The 24,978-nt window shown below is 49.8% G+C and carries 27 protein-coding genes, 2 tRNA genes, 2 rRNA genes and 1 riboswitch; of the genes, 3 read left to right on the top strand and 28 right to left on the bottom strand.

Translation table 11 applies throughout. The features are described from left to right. Positions 1-160 precede the first annotated feature (160 nt). From glyA to ychF, 10 genes are all read right to left on the bottom strand, one after another. The gene (gene glyA / locus B1728_RS30510) at positions 161-1,408 is read right to left on the bottom strand and encodes a serine hydroxymethyltransferase (protein ID WP_079914204.1); all 1,248 of its coding nucleotides are present in this window, start codon (positions 1,406-1,408) and stop codon (positions 161-163) included. Positions 1,409-1,492: 84 nt separating this feature from the next. After that, entirely contained in the window at positions 1,493-2,122 is a 630-nt protein-coding gene (locus B1728_RS30505; protein ID WP_079914320.1) for a TIGR01440 family protein, read from the bottom strand. Positions 2,123-2,153: 31 nt separating this feature from the next. Continuing rightward, complete coding sequence (gene rpiB, locus B1728_RS30500; protein ID WP_079914203.1) at positions 2,154-2,612, bottom strand: ribose 5-phosphate isomerase B; 459 nt, start codon at positions 2,610-2,612, stop codon at positions 2,154-2,156. Positions 2,613-2,711: 99 nt separating this feature from the next. Continuing rightward, positions 2,712-2,792, bottom strand: a riboswitch (ZMP/ZTP riboswitch). Between the two features lie 101 nt (positions 2,793-2,893). Then, complete coding sequence (locus B1728_RS30495; RefSeq protein ID WP_079914202.1) at positions 2,894-3,478, bottom strand: low molecular weight protein arginine phosphatase; 585 nt, start codon at positions 3,476-3,478, stop codon at positions 2,894-2,896. Between the two features lie 118 nt (positions 3,479-3,596). After that, the gene (locus tag B1728_RS30490) at positions 3,597-4,160 is read right to left on the bottom strand and encodes a manganese efflux pump MntP (RefSeq protein ID WP_079914201.1); all 564 of its coding nucleotides are present in this window, start codon (positions 4,158-4,160) and stop codon (positions 3,597-3,599) included. Positions 4,161-4,419: 259 nt separating this feature from the next. Then, on the bottom strand, positions 4,420-5,493 hold the full coding sequence (locus B1728_RS30485; RefSeq protein ID WP_079914200.1) for an L-threonylcarbamoyladenylate synthase: 1,074 nt from the start codon (positions 5,491-5,493) through the stop codon (positions 4,420-4,422). A 109-nt stretch (positions 5,494-5,602) separates the two neighbouring features. Next, entirely contained in the window at positions 5,603-6,400 is a 798-nt protein-coding gene (spoIIR, locus tag B1728_RS30480) for a stage II sporulation protein R (protein WP_079914199.1), read from the bottom strand. A 157-nt stretch (positions 6,401-6,557) separates the two neighbouring features. Then, positions 6,558-7,448, bottom strand: coding sequence for a peptide chain release factor N(5)-glutamine methyltransferase (gene prmC / locus B1728_RS30475; protein ID WP_079914198.1), 891 nt, complete (start codon positions 7,446-7,448; stop codon positions 6,558-6,560). Between the two features lie 4 nt (positions 7,449-7,452). Further along, entirely contained in the window at positions 7,453-8,526 is a 1,074-nt protein-coding gene (prfA, locus tag B1728_RS30470; protein ID WP_079914319.1) for a peptide chain release factor 1, read from the bottom strand. A 39-nt stretch (positions 8,527-8,565) separates the two neighbouring features. Next, positions 8,566-9,666, bottom strand: a complete 1,101-nt coding sequence (gene ychF, locus B1728_RS30465) for a redox-regulated ATPase YchF (RefSeq protein WP_079914197.1) — start codon at positions 9,664-9,666, stop codon at positions 8,566-8,568. A gap of 236 nt (positions 9,667-9,902) precedes the next feature. On the opposite strand from ychF, the gene B1728_RS30460 reads away from it, so the two are divergent. Then, complete coding sequence (locus B1728_RS30460; protein WP_079914196.1) at positions 9,903-10,340, top strand: thiol-disulfide oxidoreductase DCC family protein; 438 nt, start codon at positions 9,903-9,905, stop codon at positions 10,338-10,340. A gap of 214 nt (positions 10,341-10,554) precedes the next feature. Then, positions 10,555-11,013 carry a tRNA adenosine(34) deaminase TadA gene (gene tadA / locus B1728_RS30455; protein WP_256865585.1) on the top strand — a complete coding sequence of 153 codons (459 nt, stop codon included), beginning with the start codon at positions 10,555-10,557 and terminating at the stop codon, positions 11,011-11,013. A 140-nt stretch (positions 11,014-11,153) separates the two neighbouring features. Here the strand turns inward: tadA and B1728_RS30450 are convergent, their stop codons facing one another. The 5 genes from B1728_RS30450 to B1728_RS30430 all read right to left on the bottom strand — a co-directional run bounded on the left by B1728_RS30450 (position 11,154) and on the right by B1728_RS30430 (position 14,814). Further along, positions 11,154-11,816, bottom strand: coding sequence for a LiaF transmembrane domain-containing protein (locus B1728_RS30450; protein ID WP_079914195.1), 663 nt, complete (start codon positions 11,814-11,816; stop codon positions 11,154-11,156). 3 nt (positions 11,817-11,819) lie between these two features. Then, positions 11,820-12,911 carry a hypothetical protein gene (locus tag B1728_RS30445; RefSeq protein ID WP_079914194.1) on the bottom strand — a complete coding sequence of 364 codons (1,092 nt, stop codon included), beginning with the start codon at positions 12,909-12,911 and terminating at the stop codon, positions 11,820-11,822. After that, positions 12,911-13,438, bottom strand: a complete 528-nt coding sequence (locus B1728_RS30440) for an anti-sigma factor family protein (RefSeq protein WP_079914193.1) — start codon at positions 13,436-13,438, stop codon at positions 12,911-12,913. The genes B1728_RS30445 and B1728_RS30440 overlap by 1 nt, the downstream gene beginning before the upstream one ends. Then, complete coding sequence (locus B1728_RS30435; protein ID WP_256865584.1) at positions 13,435-14,040, bottom strand: RNA polymerase sigma factor; 606 nt, start codon at positions 14,038-14,040, stop codon at positions 13,435-13,437. Before B1728_RS30435 ends, B1728_RS30440 begins: the two co-directional genes overlap by 4 nt. Positions 14,041-14,211: 171 nt before the next feature. Further along, positions 14,212-14,814, bottom strand: a complete 603-nt coding sequence (locus B1728_RS30430; RefSeq protein ID WP_079914192.1) for a DJ-1/PfpI family protein — start codon at positions 14,812-14,814, stop codon at positions 14,212-14,214. Between the two features lie 290 nt (positions 14,815-15,104). On the opposite strand from B1728_RS30430, the gene B1728_RS30425 reads away from it, so the two are divergent. Next, positions 15,105-15,968, top strand: coding sequence for an aminotransferase class I/II-fold pyridoxal phosphate-dependent enzyme (locus B1728_RS30425; protein ID WP_079914191.1), 864 nt, complete (start codon positions 15,105-15,107; stop codon positions 15,966-15,968). A 131-nt stretch (positions 15,969-16,099) separates the two neighbouring features. Here the strand turns inward: B1728_RS30425 and B1728_RS30420 are convergent. The 13 genes from B1728_RS30420 to B1728_RS30355 all read right to left on the bottom strand — a co-directional run. Then, positions 16,100-16,176: transfer RNA gene (locus B1728_RS30420), tRNA-Arg, on the bottom strand. Positions 16,177-16,242: 66 nt separating this feature from the next. Beyond that, positions 16,243-16,989, bottom strand: a complete 747-nt coding sequence (gene map / locus B1728_RS30415) for a type I methionyl aminopeptidase (RefSeq protein WP_079914190.1) — start codon at positions 16,987-16,989, stop codon at positions 16,243-16,245. 446 nt (positions 16,990-17,435) lie between these two features. Beyond that, positions 17,436-17,579, bottom strand: coding sequence for a small acid-soluble spore protein P (locus B1728_RS30405; RefSeq protein WP_079914189.1), 144 nt, complete (start codon positions 17,577-17,579; stop codon positions 17,436-17,438). 29 nt (positions 17,580-17,608) lie between these two features. Then, positions 17,609-17,797, bottom strand: coding sequence for a hypothetical protein (locus B1728_RS30400; protein ID WP_079914188.1), 189 nt, complete (start codon positions 17,795-17,797; stop codon positions 17,609-17,611). Between the two features lie 22 nt (positions 17,798-17,819). Then, a complete protein-coding gene (locus B1728_RS30395; protein ID WP_079914187.1) occupies positions 17,820-18,164 on the bottom strand; it encodes a hypothetical protein in 345 nt (114 codons plus the stop codon). 164 nt (positions 18,165-18,328) lie between these two features. Then, a tRNA-Ser gene (locus B1728_RS30390) sits at positions 18,329-18,418 on the bottom strand. A 47-nt stretch (positions 18,419-18,465) separates the two neighbouring features. Then, complete coding sequence (gene serS / locus B1728_RS30385; protein ID WP_079914186.1) at positions 18,466-19,752, bottom strand: serine--tRNA ligase; 1,287 nt, start codon at positions 19,750-19,752, stop codon at positions 18,466-18,468. A gap of 11 nt (positions 19,753-19,763) precedes the next feature. Then, positions 19,764-20,336 carry a pyridoxal 5'-phosphate synthase glutaminase subunit PdxT gene (pdxT, locus tag B1728_RS30380; protein ID WP_079914185.1) on the bottom strand — a complete coding sequence of 191 codons (573 nt, stop codon included), beginning with the start codon at positions 20,334-20,336 and terminating at the stop codon, positions 19,764-19,766. Between the two features lie 25 nt (positions 20,337-20,361). Further along, positions 20,362-21,243 carry a pyridoxal 5'-phosphate synthase lyase subunit PdxS gene (gene pdxS, locus B1728_RS30375; RefSeq protein ID WP_079914184.1) on the bottom strand — a complete coding sequence of 294 codons (882 nt, stop codon included), beginning with the start codon at positions 21,241-21,243 and terminating at the stop codon, positions 20,362-20,364. 117 nt (positions 21,244-21,360) lie between these two features. Then, complete coding sequence (locus B1728_RS30370) at positions 21,361-22,659, bottom strand: D-alanyl-D-alanine carboxypeptidase family protein (RefSeq protein ID WP_256865583.1); 1,299 nt, start codon at positions 22,657-22,659, stop codon at positions 21,361-21,363. Positions 22,660-22,762: 103 nt separating this feature from the next. Next, positions 22,763-24,220: an IMP dehydrogenase gene (gene guaB / locus B1728_RS30365; protein WP_079914183.1), complete on the bottom strand. Its 1,458-nt coding sequence runs from the start codon at positions 24,218-24,220 to the stop codon at positions 22,763-22,765. Between the two features lie 360 nt (positions 24,221-24,580). Then, positions 24,581-24,697: ribosomal RNA gene (rrf, locus tag B1728_RS30360) — 5S ribosomal RNA — on the bottom strand. Between the two features lie 199 nt (positions 24,698-24,896). Beyond that, positions 24,897-24,978 (bottom strand): 23S ribosomal RNA (locus tag B1728_RS30355); the annotation flags it as partial.

Raw genomic sequence — 24,978 nt, 5'->3', positions numbered from 1 at the left:
TAATCATAACTAAGCACTGTTTTTATTGTACTAAACCCCTTGGATTATACAAGTAGTGTACCTGCTATTTCTTTACAGCGGCATAATCATTGGTTAATCGATCTTATTTCATAAAAAAAGCCGGCCACTGCTGGGCAGCGCCGACTTGGGTTCAATCTGATTAGTAAGACAATCCAGGATAAAGAGGGAATTGAGCAGTCAAATCTTTTACCATACCGCGCACTTTCTCGTGTACAGCTGTATCCGTAGGGTTTTTCAAAGTCAAAGCAATGATTTTGGCGATCGTCTTCATCGCTTCTTCGTTCATGCCGCGGGAAGTTGCTGCAGGTGTACCGACGCGAATACCGCTTGTAATCATAGGCTTCGCAGGGTCGAATGGAATGGCATTTTTGTTAACCGTAACGCCAACTTCGTCCAGCAGATGCTCCGCATCTTTACCGGAGATGTTCAAGCTGCGCAGGTCGATCAGCATCAAGTGGTTATCCGTACCGCCGGATACCAGATCAACGCCCTCTGCGACTAAAGCTTCAGCCAATGCTTTGGCATTGTTGACTACGTTTTGCGCATACGTTTTGAATTCAGGCTGCAAAGCTTCTCCGAAGGATACGGCTTTAGCGGCAATCGTATGCATCAAAGGACCGCCTTGAGTTCCAGGGAACACGGCTTTATCGATAGCTGCTGCCCAAGACTTGCGGCACAGGATCATACCGCCGCGAGGACCGCGAAGCGTTTTATGTGTAGTTGTTGTAACAAAATGAGCGTATGGTACTGGGTTTGGATGCAGTCCCGCTGCAACCAAGCCTGCGATATGAGCCATGTCTACCATGAGCAGGGCGCCGACATCGTTAGCGATTTGGCTCAAAGCTTCGAAGTCGATGATACGCGGATACGCGCTGGCACCGGCAACGATCATACGAGGCTTATGTTTGAAAGCGGCTTTGCGCACTTCATCATAGTCGATGCGGGAATCGGATTCTCTTACACCGTAAGCGACGAAGTTGTACAACAGACCGGATGCGTTAACCGGGCTGCCGTGAGTCAAGTGACCGCCGTGAGCCAGGTTCATACCCAATACGGTATCGCCAGGCTGCAGAGCTGCCAGATAAACCGCCATATTCGCTTGAGCTCCGGAGTGAGGCTGAACGTTCGCGTGCTCTGCGCCGAACAATTCTTTGGCACGGTCGCGGGCGATGTCCTCCACGATATCAACGTACTCGCAGCCGCCATAATAGCGGCGTCCTGGATAGCCTTCCGCATATTTGTTCGTAAGGACCGTACCCATAGCCTGCATAACCGCTTCACTGACAAAATTCTCGGATGCGATCAATTCGATTTTGTCGCGCTGACGGCCGATCTCCAGATTCATAGCCTCAACGATTTTCGGGTCTTGCTTGCGTAATTGTTCCACAGTAAGTTCCTCCTCGGGATGAGCTTATATTTTTAATAAAGAGAAAAATTCCCTGCTTAAACAAAATCATGAGTTACTCGTTCGTCAAGTACACGAGCCAGCCCCTTGCGGTTCAGCGCTGTCCATATCATAAACCGCGCGTGCACCTCCGATAAGCTTCGGACGGGTATAGGCAGCAAGAATGGACGCATGTCCAATCATTCGGATCGACGGTTTGAACGGAACCGCCACTCTCTTCAGATGCATCCCGATGAGCGTGCCTCCGATATCGATGCCGGCGTGAGCCTCGATGGTCTCAACGACACAAGCCTGCGGCAAGTTTTTAAACGCATAGGAAGCCATGGAGCCGCCTGCTCTGGGCACCGGAATAACGGAAACCGGATCGAGTCGGTACTCCTTCATCGCTTCTCGTTCAACTACCAGAGCCCGGTTCAAATGCTCGCAGCATTGATAAGCCGGATAAAAGCGGACTTCCTTCCTCACGGCCTCCATGGCTGCAAACAGCTGTTCCGCCACTTCCTCCGTACCGGACGTTCCGATATGCTTGCCGAGCACCTCGCTTGTGCTGGTTCCGAAGACGATAATCTGCCCTGCTTCAATATGTCCCGCCTGTATCAGCTCGCGAAGCGCCTGTTCCAAATGGCCGCGAATGGCGCTTATGTCCAATGATGCTGGTTCCGCTGCAGCCTGCCGGAATTGTTCTGCGTTGTCCATCATGAATCGCCTCTTTCGTCAGGCTTTCCGCTTACGGATGAAGCGAGTACTTGTCTTCCAACGCCTTGACTTTGTTAATGCGATTTTGGTGGCGTTCCCCTTGCGAGAACTCGGTTTCCAGCCAGACTTTCACGATCTCCTGCGCAACGCCCGGGCCAATAACTCTCTCTCCCATGGCAAGCACATTCGTATCGTTATGCTCGCGAGTCGCCTTAGCCGAGAACAAGTCATGCACCAATGCACAGCGGATGCCAGGCACTTTGTTGGCGGCAATCGTCATGCCGATCCCTGTGCCGCAAACCAGAATCCCTTTGTCGGCTTGACCCGAAACCACTTGATCACAGACGGCAATGGCATAATCCGGGTAGTCGACGGAATCTGTGCTGTTGTAGCCCATATCCGCCACCTGATGACCCAATGATTCAATATAGCCCACCAATTCATCCTTCAAACGAAATCCTGCATGATCTGCACCAATAGCAATTTTCATATTGTCCTTCGCCTCCTAACATAGTTAGCTCCATTATAACCGATAGATAGCCGAAACACGAAAAAAGAGCATGCAGCGTGCTGTATCCAGCACAACGATGCTCTTTGCCCAGGCGACCGGCCGTGTACCTCGATGCTCCACTGTGGTTAAACCCACTCGTCGCCAGTTACATCAAGGCCCTACATTGTACCTTTATCATAGCGGAAATAGCGTCATGTGTAAAGCCTAAAAAGTGAGTCCAATTCCCGAACACACGGATAGCAATGAATCAGGAAAATCCGTTACCTTGCCGCTTTCAGCTTATGGATCAGCTTCAGCAGCGCGGCCTCAATCTCCGCTGCGCACGCCCGATATTGAGCTAAGGAGCCCCCGAACGGATCGGCAATATCGTAATCCGGAAGCGTGCGCTCCAGCGTCAGGATTCGTGCCCTCTCCTCATCGGTTACCTGCTGGGACAATGCCCGCTTCACCTGCAAATCGGCAATCAGCCGTTCCATCTCCGCGATGCGACCGGCGGCTTCCGGATCGTCCTCCACGTACTCTTTCAGCGTATATATTTTATCGACGAACTCCGGATATTTGCCTATCGCGTGCTGCTTATGTCCCGACGTCATCGTCAGCACCACATCAGCCCACGCAATCAAATCGCTCGATAATGCGCTGGAGGTCATGCTGCAATCCGATCCATGCTCCTTTAATACGGCTGCCGCATGATGGGATACCGGTGTGCCGTCATAAGCTGCAACCCCCGCCGAGCGGACTTCAAGATGGTGCAAATCATGTTCCGCCAGCAGCTTCCGGAGCAAGCCTTCAGCCATCGGACTGCGGCAGGTGTTGCCGGTACAAACGAATAAGATTCGATTCATCTGGGATCCCTGCCTTTACTATTCAATATAGGCTGTAATCAGCCTTCCCTTTTATTGTACCTCAAATGTTTGAAAATAGGGAACGGTCGAGCCATGGTTTTCATCAATTAGGCCGGTTTTATAATAAAAAATGCACGCCGAAGGCCAATAAAATCACTCCGCCCATCGCTTCTCCATACTCACCGATCCATCGTCCCATCTTGCTGCCCAGCAAAAGGCCGATAATGGACATGATCCCTCCAACGGTTCCGAACATGATCACGGTTAACGCCATATCTCCGGCAAACATGCCAAGAGAGACGCCGACAGAAAAGGAATCGATGCTGACGCTGAGCGCAAAAAGAAGCAAGCCTCCCAGCGTACGGTGATCGATGGATTTTACTTCTTCCCCTTTCAAGGAGCTGTACACCATATGAATGCCGAGAAGCAGCAGCAGCGCCCCTCCGACCTTGGTGGCAATGCCGCCCATCAAAGAGCTGACGTAGCTGCCCGTAAACATGCCCATCAGCGGCATAACCATATGAAATACAGCAATGACAAAGCTGAGCTTAGCAATGTCCAGCTTGCGTATGCCCTTCATCCCTATGCCAATGCCGAGCGATAGAGCATCCAGTCCCAAAGCGATAGCCATGATCAATATAGCGATAAACTGCCCCACCATTAGCGGAGATGTCCAATCCATTCTATACTCACCCCTTGTCCCCGTCCCTAATCAACATATGCGGACGAGTCCAGAATCATGACTGGGAGAGAGCTAACGGATCGGTTCCACTTCGGAGTATACGGACAAACTCGCAATTCACTGCCATTTTTCGCAATAACGGCCGGATTTATTCATGTATATCCTAGCGAGGGCTGGATAGATGTGAAGCGGTTCTGCATTATATGTATGTTAAAAAATACACCGGCAACGCCCTTCAGGCGAAATGCCGGTGTAATCATCAGACATGAATGATACGGTCTCCGGCCGCCTTGCGCAGCCGGTTCATAATCGCGGCCCCGATGCCCTCCTCGGGGCATGTTTCCCCCATGATGAAGTGGATCCCCGCTTCATCGAATTCCCGCAGCGCGGCGTACAGCCCGTGCGCCAGCGATTCCAGGTCGCCGACGCTTCCGCAGGCGACGATATGGTCCGCGCGCAGCAGCGGGGCGTGCTCACGGTACGTGAGAACGCCTGTGCGTTCCCCGCGCGCGTGCGCTTCGTCGAGCTCGCGCTGGATGCGAGCGAGCACCCGTTCAGGAGCATCGCCCTGAACGAGGGTCATTACGCCGCGCGGGGCGTAATGCGTGTACTTCATCCCCGGCGCGCGGGGTGCCGCGGAGGGCTCTTGGTGCGCTGAGGCTTCGCGCACCGTGATGCCGGGCAGCGCCTCGCGAAGCTGCGCTGCCGTAATGCCGCCGGGCCGCAGAATGTGGAGCACACCGCCGCCGGCTTCGCCTGCGGCCGGGGTGTACTCCACCACCGTGGACTCGACGCCGACTCCGGTCGGCCCCCCGTCCACGATGCCGTCGATGCGGCCAGCGAGATCCTCCAACACATGCTGCGCTTGTGTTGGACTGGGCCTGCCCGAGCGGTTAGCGCTCGGCGCGGCCACAGGGCAGCCTGCAGCGGCAATCAGCTGCAGCGCCACCGGATGGTCGGGCATCCGCAGCCCGACCGAATCCAGCCCCGCGGTGACAAGCGGGGACAGAACGCCTGGCCGGACGGGCAGCACGACCGTGAGCGGCCCCGGCCAGAAGGCGTCCAGCAAACGCGAAACGGCCTCATCCGGAGAAGCGGCGAGCTCCTCTACTTGAGACCGGTCTGCGATATGGACGATAAGCGGATTATCCGAAGGCCTTCCTTTGGCCTTGAAAATTTGTTCAACGGCTCTCGTTTGGCGGGCGTCAGCCCCCAAGCCGTATACCGTTTCCGTAGGAAACGCTACAAGCCCTCCCTGCTTCAGGGTCTGTGCAGCTTCCGCCAACGATTCCGGCTGCGGCTGCTCGGGCGAGACCTTCCAGTATGCTGTCATCCTTACTCCACCCTTAATCCATTTTCCATGCGTCTCTTAATCCGTTCAGTCCTCGATTTCTTGCGAGGAGTACCCATTATTCCTGCAAGTCTATACTCACTACCTAGGACTACGCAAACAGCGAGCCTAGCTTCTTCATCAAATCCCAAAGGAAGAAACGAACTTCCGGCTGCTCCGGTTGTACATCAGCCTTAGCCACTGCAGTCTTGCCTGCGGCTGGCGCTGCGCCTTTTGTCTCGGCTGCCTTATTAGCCGTTTTGGCCGTTTTCGCGTCTTTACCTGTTTTCTCCTCTTGGTGATCCTTCGCTTTATTCGCAGATTCCTTCTCCGCTTCAGGCACCGCTTCTGCGCGGACCTCATTCGGATTTTTGGCAATGACCTCCGAATCTACGAAGCACAGCGGAGGAAACAGGACGCACCACCAGTTTTGTCCTTCTGCATTACCGATGGAGACGCGAAGCGCCTCATAATTGCCCGCAGGGTATACTTGATTTCCGTACATTTTGGTTGGGAACGGAACAACGCCAAGCTCAACCTGATAAACGTAGTCAAATCCGTTTTTGCGGAGCGTCTGCCCCACCAATTCACTCAGCTCAGGCAAATGGCTGCGGACCGTTTGTCTCGCTTCCTCAATCGTTTGCGGACCGGTAACCCACTGCTGCATTTGTTCCACGATAGCATCACGAACTTCTCTTTTTATCCATTGATCGGATGGTGAATCCGAATTAGCCAATATTCGAAGTCGTATCGATTCTTGAGGGATTACCCCCTCTATACTGGCGGAAGCACTCTCCGCCTTGGAGGCAAACACAACCGTATTTTCCTTTTGGGCTTCCCAACAAAACATTAATAGAATAAGTGCAAAAGCTATATAAAAATATCGAACCCGGGAAGTTCTTCTCACCATGGCTTGTCGCCCCTCTCGTATCCGCTTCATAGCATTAGTATGAACCGATCCGAGAGGTTTTAAACCTAGTAATCTATCAATTTTTACTAGAGAGAATAGTTTGTGCCTCTCCTTGCCCAACCACCTGGCTTTTATGCTGATCCGGGCACTACGTCCCTTATCTCCGCTTCCAAGCTATAACATGCCGGTCAATTCCCGCCAAGTCGGGAACCAGCCGAATCCCGTCCCAAGCCTCTAATGCGGCAAGCATGTCCGACACCACCTTGGCTTGCCCCATGCCGACTTCCAGTCCGACAAGGGAGGGCATCGAGGTCAGCTCCTTCAGCTGAGCAATGAGACGCCGATACAGCACGAGACCGTCCTTCCCGCCATACAATGCGGAAGCCGGCTCGAACAAGCGCACCTCGGGCATCAATCCCCCCTCATCCTCCTCGGGTATATAGGGAGGATTGGATACAACCGCATCAAGGCGCAGCCCTTGTTGGATATAGGGTGCCAGCAGATCCCCCTCCAGGAACGAGATCCTTCCCGCCACTCCCAGGCGTTCTGCATTTGCCTTTGCAACCGCAAGCGCAGCAGACGATATATCCGAGCTCATCAGACGCCAGGATGGGCGCTCCGCGGCAAGACTTACGGCTATCGCTCCGCTTCCCGCTCCTATGTCAGCAACAAGTGGAGATGCCTCTTGTGAAGGCCACAGCTCAGTTCCGAGCATAACCACTTGTTCCACCAGCAGCTCGGTTTCCGGACGCGGGATAAGCACGGCCGGCGTCACCTTGAAGGTACGCCCGTAGAAATCCTGTTCTCCGATAATGTATTGGACCGGCTCTCCTGCCGCTTTACGCTTCAACAGCTCGCACCATTGCCCTTCAAGTTCCACGGGGAACATTTCCTGCCAGCGAAGCAGCATTTCACTGCGGCTCCAGCCCAGCAGATGCTGCAGCAGCAGCTCGGCGCAATTGGATGCTTCACTCACTTCATGCCCCTGTAAAAAAGAAGAAGCCTCAACATAGGCTTCACGAATCGTCAACTTCCGTTCGACGGTCATTGGTTTACACTTGTTCCCCTTTATCCATAAGCTCCGATTGGGCAGCAATCGTCAAGGAAGAGATGATCTCATCCATATCGCCGTTCAATACAGCATCCAAACGATGGAGCGTCAAACCGATACGATGGTCGGTCACACGGCTTTGTGGGAAGTTATAGGTTCTAATGCGTTCGCTTCGATCTCCTGTACCCACTTTGCTTTTCCGCTCACCAGCATACTTGGACATTTCTTCCTGCTGCAGCTTATCGAAAATCCGGGCACGAAGCACCTGAAGTGCTTTTTCTTTATTGGAGTTCTGCGACTTTCCGTCCTGACATGTCGCAACAATGCCCGTCGGTACGTGGGTTACCCGAACCGCCGATTTCGTCGTGTTAACGGACTGTCCGCCGGCACCGCTGGAACAGAACGTGTCGACGCGGATATCGTTATCGTTAATTTCGATATCGATATCTTCCATTTCCGGCAGCACCGCAACGGTAGAAGTCGATGTATGAATCCGTCCGCCCGACTCTGTCGTCGGAATACGTTGAACCCGGTGGGCGCCGCTCTCGAATTTCAGCTTGCTGTAGGCTCCCTTGCCGTTTACCATGAAAATAATCTCTTTGAAGCCGCCGAGATCATTCATGCTGACATCCATAATTTCCGTTCTCCAGCCTTGTGTATCGGCGTACTTCGTGTACATCCGGTATAGATCGGCTGCAAATAACGCCGCTTCATCGCCGCCTGCGGCGCCGCGGATTTCGACGATAACGTTTTTGTCGTCGTTAGGGTCCTTCGGAAGCATCAAAATTTTGATGCGCTCCTCGAGCTCCTCCTTGCGCTGGGACAGCTCCTCCAGCTCCATTTTGACGAGCTCGCGCATTTCATCGTCCAGCTTCTCATTCTGCATGGCCCGTGCCGCCTCGTACTGCTCTACAACACCTTTATATTCCGTATAAGCCTCGTAAGACTCTTGAAGGTCGGATTGCTCCTTGGAGTACTCCCGCAGCTTTTTCGTATCGCTCGTTACATCCGGATCACACAGCAGCTCGCTTAGTTTTTCATAACGGTCCGCAAGTGATTGCAGTCTGTCTAGCATCATCATTCACCCCTTATGTCTCTTCAGATAGTATATAGTTTAGACGTTGAAACGGAAGTGCATAACATCGCCGTCCTGCACCACGTAATCTTTCCCTTCCAGGCGAAGCTGTCCTTTTTCTTTCGCTGCGTTCATCGAGCCCGCATTGACCAAATCATCATAGCTGACAACCTCTGCACGGATAAACCCGCGTTCGAAATCGGTATGGATGACTCCAGCCGCTTGCGGAGCCTTCATGCCCTTGCGGATGGTCCATGCACGAACCTCCTGAACTCCAGCGGTGAAATAAGTATACAAGCCAAGCAGCTTGTAGGCAGCCTTGATCAGACGATTCAAACCGGATTCCTGCAGCCCGAGCTCCTCCAGGAACATCTCTTTGTCTTCGCCTTCAAGCTCGGCAATTTCGGATTCTACCTTGGCGCTGATGGGAACAACCTCTGCTCCTTCCAGAGCAGCGTATTCACGCACCTTTTGTACCAAAGGATTATCATCCGCATTGGCTACTTCTTCTTCGCTCACATTAGCCGCATAGAGCATCGGCTTCATCGTCAGTAGGTGAAGATCGCGGATCAGCAGCTTCTCGTCATCGCTCAAATCTACGCTGCGGGCCGGCTTATCGTTATACAGCGCCTCTTTCACCCGCTCCAGACACTCCACTTCAGCCGCGTATTTTTTGTCGCCGCTTTTCATATTTTTACGGGAACGTTCAATCCGCTTCTCAACTGATTCTACGTCAGCCAGGATCAGCTCCAGGTTGATCGTTTCGATATCGCTGATAGGATTGACCGTACCGGACACGTGTGTAATGTTCTCATCCTGGAAGCAGCGGACAACGTGAACGATAGCGTCCACTTCCCGGATGTGGGCAAGGAACTTGTTGCCCAGTCCTTCGCCGCGGCTAGCGCCCTTAACAAGTCCTGCAATATCTACAAATTCAAATGCCGTAGGAACGACATTTTTAGGAACAACCATCTCCGTCAACTTGACCAGCCGCTCATCGGGAACCTCTACTACCCCTACGTTCGGATCAATCGTACAGAAAGGATAGTTCGCCGACTCAGCGCCCGCTTGCGTAATCGCATTAAATAAAGTGGATTTGCCAACGTTCGGCAGGCCCACGATCCCAGCTTTCAAAGCCATGTATAGGACAACTCCTTAATCATCGTTATTCAATATCCCTAAATAGTTATTATATCGCACATATAGGGTCCCTGTCACCTTGCCTCTTCTATTTCCAGCAAAAATCATGGAATGTGCAGACGCCTCCCACAGGAACCTATATCGTCCAATCTTTATTTCGTTGTCGCTATGGCATTAACGAGGCGAGCAGATCACAGTATAATAGGAGTATCCTCTATGGAAACCAGGTGAGCGCAATGAAAACCCGATGCCAGGATTTAAGTCATAATTCCGATACATTCGAGCACCCTATTATGCTATTCGATGGGGAATGCAGTTTTTGCAGCGGCTCGGTTCAACTCCTTATCCGGCTGGATCAAAAGGACGTTTTTCGTTTTGCGCAGCTGCAATCCGACACGGCCCAGTCCCTGCTTCCACCGGAGATCAAGAACGATCCGTCGATGGATTCCGTCATTTTGCTCGACCAAGGCTTCGTCTATACGCATTCCGACGCTATACTGCAAATTTGCAGACGATTAGGGCGAGGTTGGGCGCTACTTTCTGTATTAAAGTATGTTCCGGTTTCCTTGCGGGACTTTCTGTACCGTTGGGTGGCCAAAAAACGGTATAAGCTGTTCGGCAAGCAGGAGCACTGCATGATTCCGACGGCTGAAATCCGCCGTAAATTTATATGAGACCGCCTTCCCGGCTACAGGCTCCTTATCCCCATCTGGGGATAGTGACTTGAATAAATCGAGGGAACTTGCGGAACTATCCCCAATTTTCTACAATAAAATGTGCATAACAACCCGGTTATCCACAAGGTTATCCACAGCATGTTAACAAATCGAATACTTGTTCGTCAGCATTGGCCTGTGAATAAGTTGATCATAGAAACGAGGTGCCTGTGTGCAACAACATATCCCTTTTATGAACGCTGCAATTGATGAAGCTCGCAAAGCCGAGGCACTGCTCGAAGTCCCGATCGGTGCCGTGGTCGTGTGGAATGACACCATTATCGGCCGCGGCCACAATCTCCGCGAGACAACCAAGGATCCACTGGCACATGCTGAGCTCATAGCCATCAAGCAAGCCAGCGAGTATTTGGAGGCATGGCGGCTTCTCGATTGCCGATTATATGTGACTTTGGAGCCCTGCCCCATGTGCGCGGGTGCCATCGTTCAAGCCAGAATTCCACAGGTGATTTACGGAACGACCGATCCCAAGGCCGGCTGCGCAGGGACCTTGATGAACCTGCTGCAGGAAGAACGGTTCAATCATCGCGTCGAGGTGATTTCCGGTGTCCTTCAGGAGGAATGCAGCAGCATGCTGACCCAGTTTTTCCGCCGTTTAAGAGGGAAGGCATAATCAGGACAAGACGTCCATCAGGTTACTATTCCCATAATAGACTGCCTGTTACGCTATGAGTCACCACATTACACAGCCTAAAAAAGCTGTACAAGAAAACAAGCAGGAGATTCGGATGCTTCCGACTCCTGCTCTTTCTATCAAGATATGTTACTGTTGTCCAATCCTCTCATCTCCACCTGCACTCCCTCCGGCAGCACTACGGTAACGGTCATCCAAGGATAATAGGATTGCAGCCCCCGCTCCGAAGGAAGCCGTTTGATCTGCACATACATGATCTCGCCGGCCGTATGTACGGAGACCACCTGGTCCTTGTCCAATGGACGTGATTGCTCTCCCCCTTTGATCCGTTCACGAAAGGTCCCGAATACCTGAATGGAGCGTTCCGTCGATTTATCAATTTTCACACTCTGATCTCCTGATTGGACAACGATTTTTTTCACGCCGTCTCCCAGTGCTTCCTTCACTGTCGGCAAATCCCTGGTTTCCTCCGTCGCTCCCAGCATGGATCGAATTTCGCCCAAAATGCCGACAGACGCCAGCAGCGTAAACCCAAGGCAGCCGATGCAGATCACTCCAACAAAGAACAGGCTCATAAAGTCGTAATGAAGCATGCTGTTTTCTTTATTCGAGAATAGTAAATAGATAATAATCTCAAGCCCAAGCAAAACAAAGATGATGGGCCACCAAGCGATAAACGCATCGAAGGCCTGGATTCCTCTCCATTGGGACATGAACAGGATGACCCCCAGCAGGATCAAGGTCAAGCCCATCGATAGAGTCCCTACACGCCATTTTTTCATAGGCTATCCGTCCTTTCGATTTTTGCTTCCGATGAGCAGTCGAAGACCGCCGCCGATCAAGATTACGGATACAACAAAGGTCTGAAAATATTGGTGGAACAGTATGGAGATCCGTTCTTTGGGGAACATCCGGTCCAAGGCGTTCAGGATCACTTCATCGGCCAAATAATATCCTCCCAAAACCAGCAAGCCTATGCCGACCCATTTTTGATGGTTCATCAACCAATCGACGAAGGGAAGGTCCTTCAGTTCCTCCCGTCCCTGCTTGGAAATCTGCTGCAGCGCGTCAAAGAAGCTATAGAACCATAGAATCGGAATCAAGAACAAGAAAATCGATAAACGAAGCACATCCATAATGTAAATGAGCAGCAGGAACGCGGCCATGAGCTGAAGCCCTCTTTTTTGCAGGCCAAGATACATATGTCCCGCTCCCGGAACGATAGACAGGAAGGTGGCGATCATCTTGCTCTTTCTGCCATCCTCGCGGCTTTCCTGGAAATCCTCGAAGAAGGTCTGGTCTACAAGCGGCTCCCCCCGCTGTTTCTTGTTCAACTGCTGTACACAATCGAACATGGAGTATAGCCACACGATAGGCAGGATGCACAGAAAAGCCAGAAACCCGTCTCTATGCGTTAGCACCGCGACGAAGATAACCATCGCCAAGCTTCCGAAGAATGCGATTAAGAAAGCTAATCCCCGCTGCATCAGGCCAAGCTGAAAATGTCCGAGACCTGGGATGAACGACAGAACAATGGCGGCAAAACGGTCATTCCCGCTGTGCTGTGGTACCATGAGCATTCCGTCTTCCGTGCTCGATGGGGCAGCAGCCAAAGCAGGCACTCGGCCTCGGGCTATTGCTATAACCATATCGATCATGTTGACGATGCCGAAGAACATGGCGACCACCATCAGAAAGGCGAGAAATTCGCCTCTACGATGGTATTCCCCGGTCAGAACCAGCAGAAACATCAAGGAAACCGGCCCAAAAAAACCAATGCCGTAAATAACAGCCCTTACCAAACGATTCAAATATAAGTGCCCCATGCCGGGGATAAAAGATAACAGCAGCGCTGTCATCGCACTTTTAGGTTTCATTATCGCGTTCCCCCTCTTTCATGTTTGGGCTGAATCGAGTCCAATACCCCGATCGTTTTTTCCATTATTTTTTGGGATACGGATGAACGGCTCTCCTCTTGCACCCACGGTCCGGCCTCTATGTTAGTTTCTGCAGAGCCCACCTTATCCATCAAGGTCTGGAAGGTGCTTGTTCCCATCAGCAGCAGCGTAATAACTGCGGCAACGGCATAATGGAACACAGGATGCCTCAGGAAGGACGGGGTCTGACTTGCTTGCCGCCTTTGAACCGATTTCGGCGCGATCTCTGGTACCCCTGACAGACTTGGAGTCTGAGACTCGATTCGCTGCATAACCGACTCTACAATGGCCGTCTCCGCTTCCTCTGCAAGCCTTGGGAAGGTATCCGTCGTGAGCTCTAATCCCTGCATGTACTTTTCAAGACACTCGTCACATGTACTGAGATGGGTCTCATACTCTAGTTGTTCTTCGATCGATAGCTCCTGTCTCGCATACCTGGACCATTCTTCCGTTGTGTGATGCTTCATCCCCACTCTTCCTCCTTCCAATGCTTGCGAATCCACTGCTTGGCCCGGTACAGCTTCGATTCCACCGTTTTTAGGGTAACTCCCTGCTCCAAGGCAATTTGCTGATAGCTTTTATCCTCGATATAAAAGGCTACGACCACATCCCGGTAGTTGTCTGGCAAGTCGTCCAAACACTCCCGAATTCTTTGCCGCCGATGCCTATGCAGCACTTCCTCCTCCACCGTGTGTACGGGATTTACCGGAATCAGCTGCTCAGGCTCGTCGGTTAGCTGCTCTCTTTTTCGTTCAAGGGAACGTTTATAATCTATCGCTTTGTTTACGGTAATTCGGGTAATCCATGTTTTGAAGCCCTGGTGCTGATAGGAGGGGAGAGAAGCATAGATTTTCCACAGTGCTTCCTGCGTCACATCCTCCGCATCCTTGCTTGAATGCAGTACTGAGAACGCAACCTGGTATAAATATTGATTATATTTCTCCATCAGTAAGCGAAATGATTGCACGTCGCCGGCTACAATGCGCTCGATCCACTCTGTTTCTTCTGAAATGGTTCTCCCCCTCCTCTCCGAAAGAATAGACGATACCTCAAGAGTAAACCACTGCACATGGCCCAATTATTTTTTGGTGAAAGCTCTGGTATTATATACCAGCAAGAAAACCCCACCAAAAGTGGGGCATTAGCTTTGAAGGCGATTCAGATATTTTTACGGGGAGTCCCGAAGTTCATAACTGCTTTTAACAGCTGCTTTGTCATGTGACTGATACCGGGTTGCTTTTTATCCAATAACATAATCGGCGTTTGTATTCCCTGCCTTATAGTAGGGATAATCCATCTCTCTTTGCATCTCCATTGCCGTGTCCTTGCAGGAAAAAAGTTCCACGAGGAACAATCCGACGTCGAGGGAGGCCGCGACACCTCCTCCGGTAATCACATTCCCGTCCTTCACGATGCGGGATGCTGCGACTTCCTTGCAGTATGGGGTCAACAGGTCATAAGCAGAAGGATTGCTTGTCGCTCTTTTCCCTTGCAGCCAGCCTGCCGCTCCTAGCAGGAGTGCTCCTGTACATACTGAAACCTTCATGGCTGAATCCTTTGCCGTTTGAAGCCAGCTTATGAAATTCACATCGTTCCTCAAAGTCCTTGTCGCGTAACCTCCCGGCACAAAGATCATATCATACTCTGACAGATCCGGACGAATCTTATTTACTTTTATCGTCATTCCACGATCATCCTTCACTTCTTCCTGGATACCGCACAGATCCCATTGAAGCTCCTCCCTCAGACGGTTCTTATACAAGGAAAGTCTGGTCATGGGCTCGAAAAATCCAACAAAATCAAGCGTCGTCATTTTCTCAAATACAATAAAAGCGATTTTCATCTGACATCACCTTTCTGGCTTTCATAGGATGGGAGGCATTATTGCAGCTGTTGACCCCGCGTAGCGGTACTTCCCTGCAACACAGAACGGCCCGGCAAAAGGAAAAGAAACGGCGCCACTGATTCTAATGTTATCCATAGAAGTTCCTTGAGCTCCTATTCTTTTCATGTCCTCATATCGTCTGCAGCTTCAGTATAGCCCTGGATATGCCCTATCCGCTTCAGCCAATTGGCAACTTTTCAGCCCAGCCAATATGAAGATGAAGTATACTGGAGAAAGAGGTGATTGGTATGGCTTGGAAGCCCGACACATTAAGTGATGTCCCCCTATTCCGCCAAATTTATATGCATTATGAGCAGGAGATCATTCGCGGCACTTTGCTGCCTGGCGACCCATTGCCTACAGAGCGCGAATTGGCCTTCAAGCTTGGCATTAATCGCAGTACCGTATCAGCGGCTTATGAGGAGCTTAAAGCTATGGGGCTCGTCCAATCCGTCCAAGGAAGCGGTACCCGGGTATGTGAGTCCATGTGGGATGAGACGCCTTCCCGTACACCGAACTGGGAACGGTACTCCTACCGTCGACCATTTGACCCCACCTCCCCCATTGTTAAAAGAACGATATCGGCATTTGCCCATCCCGGCATCATTAATCTGACTAAGGGAGAGCTTTCCCCCGACCTGATGCCGCTGGACCTGCTGCACCAGCTCGCCTCTGAAATCGACTTCAGCCTTCCGTTTAGCTATTATGCGAATTTCAAAGGGGATTTCGAATTACGGCAAGCGTTATCTGAATTGCTTCAAAGTCATCTGAACCTGACTGCTGATCCAAGCCAAATTCTTATTACGGCGGGAGTCAAGCATGCATTGCATCTTATCTCCCATACGCTGCTTCAGCCTGGTGATGCCGTAGCCGTAGAAGGCCCCAGTTATTTAGCTGGAGGGTTCTATGTAGGGCTTAAGGTGAAACGACGGGGGTGGACCGATAAAGAGCTTTTGGCGGCTGGAATTCGAGAGGGTGTTATCGTATCGTCAGGCACCATCTATGGGGCCGACAGAGGCTTTATAAGGCTTACTTATGCATCCGTTGACGAGGACCTTATCACGGAAGGGTTGGTACGGTTGGGAAAGGCTCTTCGACAGGAAGCCAGGTAATGTAAGCAAGGAACACTCCGCTTATTACCTTTCGCACTTTATCGGATGATCGCTTTTTCCCTGGTTTATGCACGGTATATATAAAAAAACCTTCTATTCATCATAGAAGGTTTGGTATCTTCATAGTTATCTGGCGCGCCCGATACGATTCGAACGTACGACCTGCAGTTTAGGAAACTGTCGCTCTATCCTGCTGAGCTACGGGCGCGCGGTATTAATTATTTTACCACAAATAGCGTCCAAGAAAAAGTCCTGATCCTTCCACTGCGATTAATCAAAGCCGAGTTAAAATATAAGGTCCATCCTTGGTAATAGCTACCGTATGCTCAAACTGGGCAGATAAAGATCCGTCCCACGTCCGGGCTGTCCAACCATCAGAATCAATATACATCTCATAACCGCCTGCATTGATCATAGGCTCAATTGTAATGACCATCCCTTCCTTCAGCTTGAACCCTTTGCCTGGACGTCCGATATGCTCGTAGGAAGGCTTCTCATGCAGCGACTGTCCAATGCCGTGGCCCAGCAAATCACGAACGACGGAGTACCCTGCCGCTTCGGCGTGGCTTTGAATGACATGCATCACATCGCCGATGCTATTGCCTGCTACGGCCTTCGGAATAGCGAGGTCAAGGCATTCCTTTGTAACGTTCACTAAGCGCTCAGCGGCCGGTGAGATTGCCCCTACAGCATAAGTTCGGCAGGAGTCTGCCATCCAACCATCATAGCTGCAAACAATGTCCATTTTGACGATATCTCCATTTTGTAAAGGGGTATCATCAGGAAATCCGTGAGCTATGACATCATTAACAGAGGCGCAGGTCGCATAGGGATATCCTTTATACCCTTTCGTTACTTGTTTGGCGCCATGCTCGGTTAAGAACCGCTCGGCAAAATCATTAATAAACAGCGTAGTCATTCCCGGCCTAATTATCTTAGCTATCTCCTCATGGCAGCGGGCCAGTACTTGACCTGCCTTTCGCATTTTAGCAATTTGCTGCGGAGTTTTTAATATGATCATCATCTCATCGCCTCGAAGTCCTTTTTATATCCATAATACGTAGCTAGGTGTCAAAAGGACCGCCCGCGTTTCAAATCCTTAAATCCCATTCGATAATCAACATCCCGGTAAGTGATAAAATCCATTCTCTTTTAGATTTCTACATGTTAAAATGAGGGCAATCTAAGAGTGAGGTGTTGGACAGCGTGCTGCAGAACAATCGATATTACATTGTTTATGATGAACTAACGATTACAATCTGTTCTTTTCTCGATGATGTATGTGAGGAATTAGCAGCTGGGGGTACTATATACGGCTACGCTGACAACGAAGAAATCGCCCAAATGATGCTGGTTGAGTGCTTTCATTATTTATCTGCCAAGAACGCGTAATATAAAGACAACAGTTCCCTCTTTTTTTACAGAAGGAACTGTCGTTAGTTCTTCATAAGATGAGGGGCGCTTCTCTTACCCTTCACCGTTATTATGTCTGGAATGATTCGCTTGCTTTACCTTTTTGGAGCCGGACAAGGGTTCGGTGGGCTGATGATCCTTTTCCCGGCTTTTTTGCCCGCTTGGGGGATTTACAGGCTGCGGAATATCTTTCGGCATAAATACCCCTCCTTTTTATATTGGTAAAATCAATCTTTATCCGACAAGCTTATTGATTCGTATTGGGATGGCTTGTCATGATTCAATGCGTCCTGATGACGCCGGTCATTCGTTTGCTGTTGAATCTGCTGAGCATGATGGCTATTCACAGCAGTATGCTCGAGGTCCTTGACGACGTTTTGAATATTTTTATCTACATGACTTTTATTTTTTGTCACAGCTTTCCCTCCGACCGTTAGACTATTTAGTCACTGCGTGCAGCTGTTGTGCGCATTCGTGAATATGACGAACGTAATCATCCACCAAAGTTTGAATAATTACGGTACGTTCATCCACATTACGCCCTTCGCATTCTACATCCACAAGCTCCACCTTAACTTCTCTGGAGTCCACATACGTACACTTAAAGTCGAAGCTGTAGTCAGTATGTCCTGCAGTCGCAATATGCACTCGCAGGGCGTTGGACTCTGCTTCGTCCGCCAGGACTTCCGCCCGGTCCGATGCGCTTAATACGGTAGGCAATGTTCTCGACCATGCTTCCACCAGCTCCTGCTGGTCCATTGTCAATGTGTCTGTCTTAGCCATCTTTTCAACACCTCCACAAGCTTAAGGTGCGACTCTGCTATCCGGTTTATTCGCATAAAGTACAGTAAAATAAGGAATTGGCAAAGCGAACATAAAAAAGGCTGCATCATCCTTGGAAGGATAATACAGCCTGGATTTGCTTATGTAATGCCATTTTGAAATCATGGCGGAGAGGGTGGGATTCGAACCCACGGTGCCCGCAAAGACACGGCGGTTTTCAAGACCGCTGCCTTAAACCACTCGACCACCTCTCCGGGTGACAAAATGGATTGTATCACATTTGCCTCTTGTTTATCAAGTTCTAATTTTTAGATATCTTGGTCAGGTTGTTCATGTAAGGACGAAGCACCTCAGGAATCACGACGCTTCCATCTTCCTGCTGGTAATTCTCCAGAATGGCGGCAACCGTACGTCCCAGTGCGAGACCTGAACCATTCAAGGTATGAACGAACTCCGGTTTTGACTTCGCATCGCGGCGGAAGCGAATGTTCGCACGACGAGCCTGGAAATCCTCAAAGTTACTGCAAGACGAAATTTCACGATAAGTGTTGCTGTTAGGCAGCCACACTTCCAGATCATAGGTCTTGGCTGATGAGAAGCCTAAATCACCGGTACAAAGAGCAAGAACACGGTACGGAAGCTTCAATAGCTGCAGAACCTTTTCCGCATCAGCAGTCAGCTTTTCCAGCTCATCATATGAGCTCTCCGGTGTCGTCAGCTTCACAAGCTCAATTTTGTTAAATTGATGCTGGCGAATTAAGCCGCGGGTATCTCTTCCTGCCGAACCGGCCTCCGAACGGAAGCAAGCGCTAAAGGCGGAGAAATATTTGGGCAGATCCTCAAGTGCCAGGATATCGTCGCGATAATAGTTCGTAACCGGAACCTCAGCGGTTGGAATCAAGAAATAATCGATTCCTTCCCCCTGCAGCTTGAATACGTCCTCTTCGAATTTTGGAAGCTGTCCCGTACCCGTGAGGCTGTCGCGATTGACAATCTGCGGAGGAATCATTTCCTCATAGCCGTGCTGATCGCTGTGCAGATCCATCATAAAGTTAAGCAGTGCGCGCTCAAGGCGTGCTCCCAATCCCTTATAGAACACAAAACGGGAGCCTGTCACTTTAGCCGCAGCTTCAAAATCAAGAATGCCAAGCTCTTGTCCGATTTCCCAGTGAGCCTTTGGCTCGAAAGAAAATGCAGCCGGCTCGCCTACGCGTCGAATTTCGACATTATCGTCCTCCGACTTGCCTACCGGTACACTATCATTAGGTACATTAGGGATGGACAGCACAATACCGTTGATATCCGTCTCAAGCACTCTGATTTCATCATCCAGTACTTTAATGCGGTCCCCAACACCCTTCATTTCTTCAATCAAAGCGTCGGCGTTCTGTTTAGCTTTTTTCAACGCGGCTACTTCCTGGGATACAACGTTGCGGCGGTTTTTCAACTGCTCCACTTCCTGAAGAAGCTCTCTGCGTTTGGTATCCAGGTCCGTAAACCGGCTTATATCTTCAAGCGTTTTGCCGCGATGATTCATCGCCTGCTCTACGCGCTGCAAATCATTACGCAATAATTTTACATCTAACAAGGTGACCCCTCCTACCTCGCTTCACGTACCATATCTAGAAAATAGGCGTGCATCCGCTCATCATCGGTTAATTCCGGGTGGAACGAGGCTGCTAACAAATGTCCCTGACGAGCTGCAACAATTTGATCCCGGTACGTTGCCAATACGTCAACGCCTTCTCCTACGCTTTCAATAAGCGGAGCGCGGATAAAGACCGCACGGACATCCTCTGCAATCCCTTTGATAGGCAGGTCCGCCTCGAAGCTTTCCCTTTGCCGTCCAAAAGCATTGCGGGCGACCTTGATATCCATCAGTCCAAGATGCGCTTCCGGCTGACCGACAATCTCTTTAGCTATCACAATAAGTCCTGCACAGGTGCCGAATATCGGCTTTCCTTGCCTGGAGAAAGACTGCAGAGCCTCTATAAAGTGATAGGTCCGCATCAGCTTCCCGATCGTCGTACTTTCCCCGCCAGGAATAATGATGCCATCGATCTCGCTTAATTGCTCCGTCTTCTTGATAATAACGCCTTCAGCGCCCGCCTTCTCGATCAGCTTAATATGCTCGGCTACTGCGCCTTGGAGTGCCAATACTCCTATTTTCATGGCTTATCCTTCCTTTACCGCGCAATTACCAGCCGCGCTCTTGCATGCGTTGCGTAGCATCCAGCTTGGAGATTTCGATACCCTTCATCGGAGTTCCCAAGTTTTTGGAGATTTCAGCAATCAATGCATAATCCGTATAATGAGTTGTCGCTTCAACAATAGCCTTCGCGAATTTCTCCGGGCTGTCGGATTTGAAGATCCCCGATCCAACGAACACGCCGTCAGAACCCAAATGCATCATAAGGGCAGCATCAGCAGGAGTCGCTACACCGCCGGCAGCAAAGTTAACGACAGGAAGCTTGCCTGTTTCGTGAACTTGCAGCAGAAGCTCATAGGGAGCGCCAAGGTTTTTGGCTTCAGCCATCAGCTCATCTTTGGACATAGCTTGTACCTTTTTAATTTGACCGACCATCATACGCATATGACGAACCGCTTCAACAATGTTACCGGTCCCAGGCTCACCCTTCGTACGAATCATGGAAGCCCCTTCTCCGATTCTGCGCAAGGCCTCTCCAAGATCTCTCGCTCCACATACGAATGGAACCGTGAACTCTCTTTTGTTAATATGGAAAACTTCATCGGCTGGAGTAAGAACTTCACTCTCATCGATATAGTCTACACCCATAGCTTCCAAAATCTTCGCTTCGACGAAATGACCGATACGAGCCTTTGCCATTACCGGAATCGATACGGCTTTCATCACTTCTTCCATAACAGTAGGGTCAGCCATACGAGCTACGCCGCCAGCTGCACGAATATCCGAAGGAACGCGTTCCAATGCCATTACTGCGGAAGCACCTGCGGCTTCAGCGATTTTTGCTTGCTCCGCATTCATGACGTCCATAATGACGCCGCCTTTTTGCATTTCTGCCATTCCTTTTTTAACCCGTGATGTACCTGTTTCCATTTCCCGACTCCTCCTAAAGACCCTTATAATCAATTCACGATACGCAAAATGCGACAAACTAACTAAGCAATTATTTTACATGAACAGCCTTAATTATACAACCCGTTTACCCGGATTTTAAGCCTTCTTGGAGCCGCTGACCATATCGACGAAGAAGTTTTTGATAGCCCGGAAAAATAAGCGGAACCATCCTCCTTTTTCTTCATCAGTAGCTGCCACTAATTTTATAGTATACGGCTTATTTTCAAAAGTAACCGTCATCGTGCCAACTTCCTGACCTTTCGTAATAGGTGCGATCAGATCCGTCTTGCCTTCGGCGGTCTTGGTAAACGCTGTATCCGGAGTGCCCTTCTTCACCAGCAGGGACAATCCTTCACCTGTCACTACTCCAACTTCCGTATTCGTGCCTTTCTTGATAGGCACTGTCGGTAAGGAGTCTACAGGGCTTCCCGCTTTGACGACTTCTTTCTTTTCAAAATTCGTGTATCCGAAGTCCATAAGCTTCTTGGTATCAAAGAAGCTGTTGTCTCTGCTGCTGGAATTCATAACGACGGAAATCAGTCTCGTATCGTTGCGAAGTGCCGTTCCCGTAAAGCAGTAGCCGGCTTTGTCGGTATGTCCTGTCTTCAATCCGTCTAGACCCTGATAAACATATTTTTTAAAGTTTACATTGTCCTTATTGCCTTCGAGCATCCAGTTGTAGTTGATCATCGGATTGGCATCCGTTTGTCTAAACTTTTTGGAAGGGATGCTAGAAAATTTCAAAATATCCGGATAGTCCTTAATTAAATGATAAGCAATAAGTGCTGCATCCTTAGCTGTAAAAATTGTTTCTCCCGGAAGTGAGGCCGGTGCATATTTGCCCAGATCCACGCGGTCCAAACCGGACGTATTGATAAAGTATGCATCCTTGGACAAGCCTAATTTGGCTGCCGTTTCGTTCATCAGCTGTGCAAACTTTTCTTCAGAGCCTGAGATTTTCTCCGCCAATGCCACGGCCGCGCCGTTATCGGAATAAATCGTTACCGCATTAAACAAATCTTGAACGCTATATTGATCGCCCTGGGCTTTAGGAATACCCGATAAAGCTTTATTGTTTGATAAAAAAGCAGAATACTCGCTGATAGTCAGAGTTTCATTCCAATCAAGCTTTTTATTGGCTATGCTATCAAGAACTATGTATTCCGTCATCATTTTGGTCATACTTGCAGGCTGCATAGGAGCGTTCTCATTTTGGGCGTACAGGACTTGTCCCGTAGAAGCCTCCATCAATATTGCTGATTTCGCGGTTAAACCTAAATTCGGGGCATCTGCCTCCGCAGCTTGGGCCGTATTAGCAGCTAGCGGGGAAATTGCGATTTGTGCTGCGATCGAAACTGCTAGTATGAGTTTTCCCCATTTCCAAAACCTGTTCACTTCTTCACTCTCCCATATATTTAGTGCCTTTATTGTAGCATACCAGCATAGCCAAAAAAAGAAGACCAGGGCCCGAGCCCCGGTCTCCAAAATATGGTCTGTATTATAGCGAATAGTTCGGCGCTTCTTTTGTGATTTGTACATCATGAGGATGACTCTCACGAAGTCCGGCGCCGGTAATACGAATAAACGAGGTTTCATTAATCAGCGCTTGAATGTTTCGAGCACCGCAGTAGCCCATACCGGACCGCAAACCGCCAATCAATTGGTATACCGTATCAGCCAGTGGACCTTTGTATGCGATACGGCCTTCGATACCTTCTGGAACGAGCTTACTTTCGTTCTCTTGGAAATAACGGTCCTTACTGCCCTCTTTCATAGCACCAAGCGAGCCCATACCGCGGTACACTTTGAACTTTCTGCCTTGATAAATTTCCGATTCACCAGGGCTCTCGTCCGTACCTGCGAACAAGCTTCCGATCATAACCGCGCTCGCGCCTGCCGCAATCGCTTTGGTAACATCCCCGGAATACTTGATTCCTCCGTCCGCAATGATAGGCACATTGTATTCTCTTGCTACGGAAGCACAATCGTATATAGCAGTAATCTGCGGAACGCCGATACCTGCAATAATCCGTGTCGTACAAATGGATCCAGGACCAATACCGACTTTAACCACCGAAGCGCCCGCCTCGATAAGATCTCTCGTGCCATCTCCAGTAGCCACGTTCCCAGCGCAAATGGTCAGATCAGGGTATTGGGCACGAATCAATTTCACTGTATTGAGAATGTTGATATGGTGGCCATGAGCAGAGTCTACAACGATCATGTCTGCACCGGCTTCAACCAAAGCAGCAGTACGCTCCATAACGTCCTTGGATACACCTACTGCAGCGCCTACCAGAAGGCGTCCTTGAGCATCTTTGGCCGAGTTAGGGAACTGTATAGCCTTTTCGATGTCCTTGATCGTAATGAGGCCTTTCAGCGTGTTATGCTCATCGACTAGCGGCAGCTTCTCGATTTTGTGCTGCTGCAAAATCACTTCAGCCTCAGCCAGCGTCGTGCCGACCGGAGCTGTTACCAGATCTCTGTGTGTCATAACCTCTTTGATCTTAATGGAGTAGTCATGAACAAAACGAAGGTCGCGGTTCGTCAAAATACCGACCAGCTTTCTATCCTCATCGCAGATCGGTACACCGGAGATTCTATATTTCGCCATCAACTCCTCGGCGTCATATACGTGATGTTCCGGAGTCAGGAAGAAAGGGTTCGTGATAACTCCGCTTTCCGAACGCTTAACGCGATCCACTTCCTCCGCTTGCTGCGCGATGGACATGTTTTTGTGAATGATCCCGATACCGCCTTCGCGAGCGATAGCTATCGCTAAAGCTGCTTCTGTTACAGTATCCATCGCCGAGCTTAAGAAAGGGATGTTTAACTTGATTTTATCTGTAAGCTGCGTTGAGATGTTGATTTCTTTCCCGAAGACCTCAGACTTTCTTGGCACCAATAGTACATCATCAAACGTCAAGCCTTCTTTAGCAAATTTTGTTTCCCACACGAACGTAGTCCTCCTTCAGTTTCTTACTTGCCCGTAGATATTATTGCAATATTATCAAAAGCCTATTTTTCGTGTCAAGCTTATCTTCACAAGCTTCAGAAGACGTACATAATTAGGTACAAACTATTGGAAATACAAGAATTGAATGCCCTTTCTTGCCTTTAGAATGCCCTATAAACAGGGAAAATTATGAATATTCAATTAATAAGCCGAAAAATACTGCAGTTGTGCCTGCTACCTTAAAAAAAACAATATCTCTATTACACCCACCATGCATTATTCTTTAACCTTTATAGGTACTGTAAAGTTACGGATAACAAAAAAAGCCTCTCCAGATTATCCGGAAAGACTTTTGCATTTGCTTGGCGACGTTCTACTCTCCCAGGACCCTTCGGTCCAAGTACCATCGACGCTGGAAGGCTTAACGTTCGTGTTCGGTATGGGTACGCGTGGTTCCCTTCCGCCATCATCACCAAACTAAGAGCTTTCGTCAGAAAGCTTACTTCGTAAGCATGTTTCTGCCAAGAAACATCCTACTTCATTTCAAGGTGGCTTGCACCCTGAAAACTAGATACGAAATGCATGCGTAAAGTTCGTGAATTAGTTTCCCGTTTTTTCCGGGCCTCGAGAAAGTACTAGGAGTAAGCTTCGAAGCTTCTCTTCACTTTCTTGGGTAATGGATAAGCCCTCGACCGATTAGTATTCGTCAGCTCCACACGTTGCCGTGCTTCCACCCCGAACCTATCTACCTCGTCGTC

Source organism: Paenibacillus sp. 32352 (assembly GCF_002042965.1).
In the GTDB taxonomy this organism is placed as follows: domain Bacteria; phylum Bacillota; class Bacilli; order Paenibacillales; family NBRC-103111; genus Paenibacillus_S; species Paenibacillus_S vulneris.
Note: the sequence above shows the minus strand (reverse complement) of the source record. Positions and strands in the feature narration are given on the sequence as shown.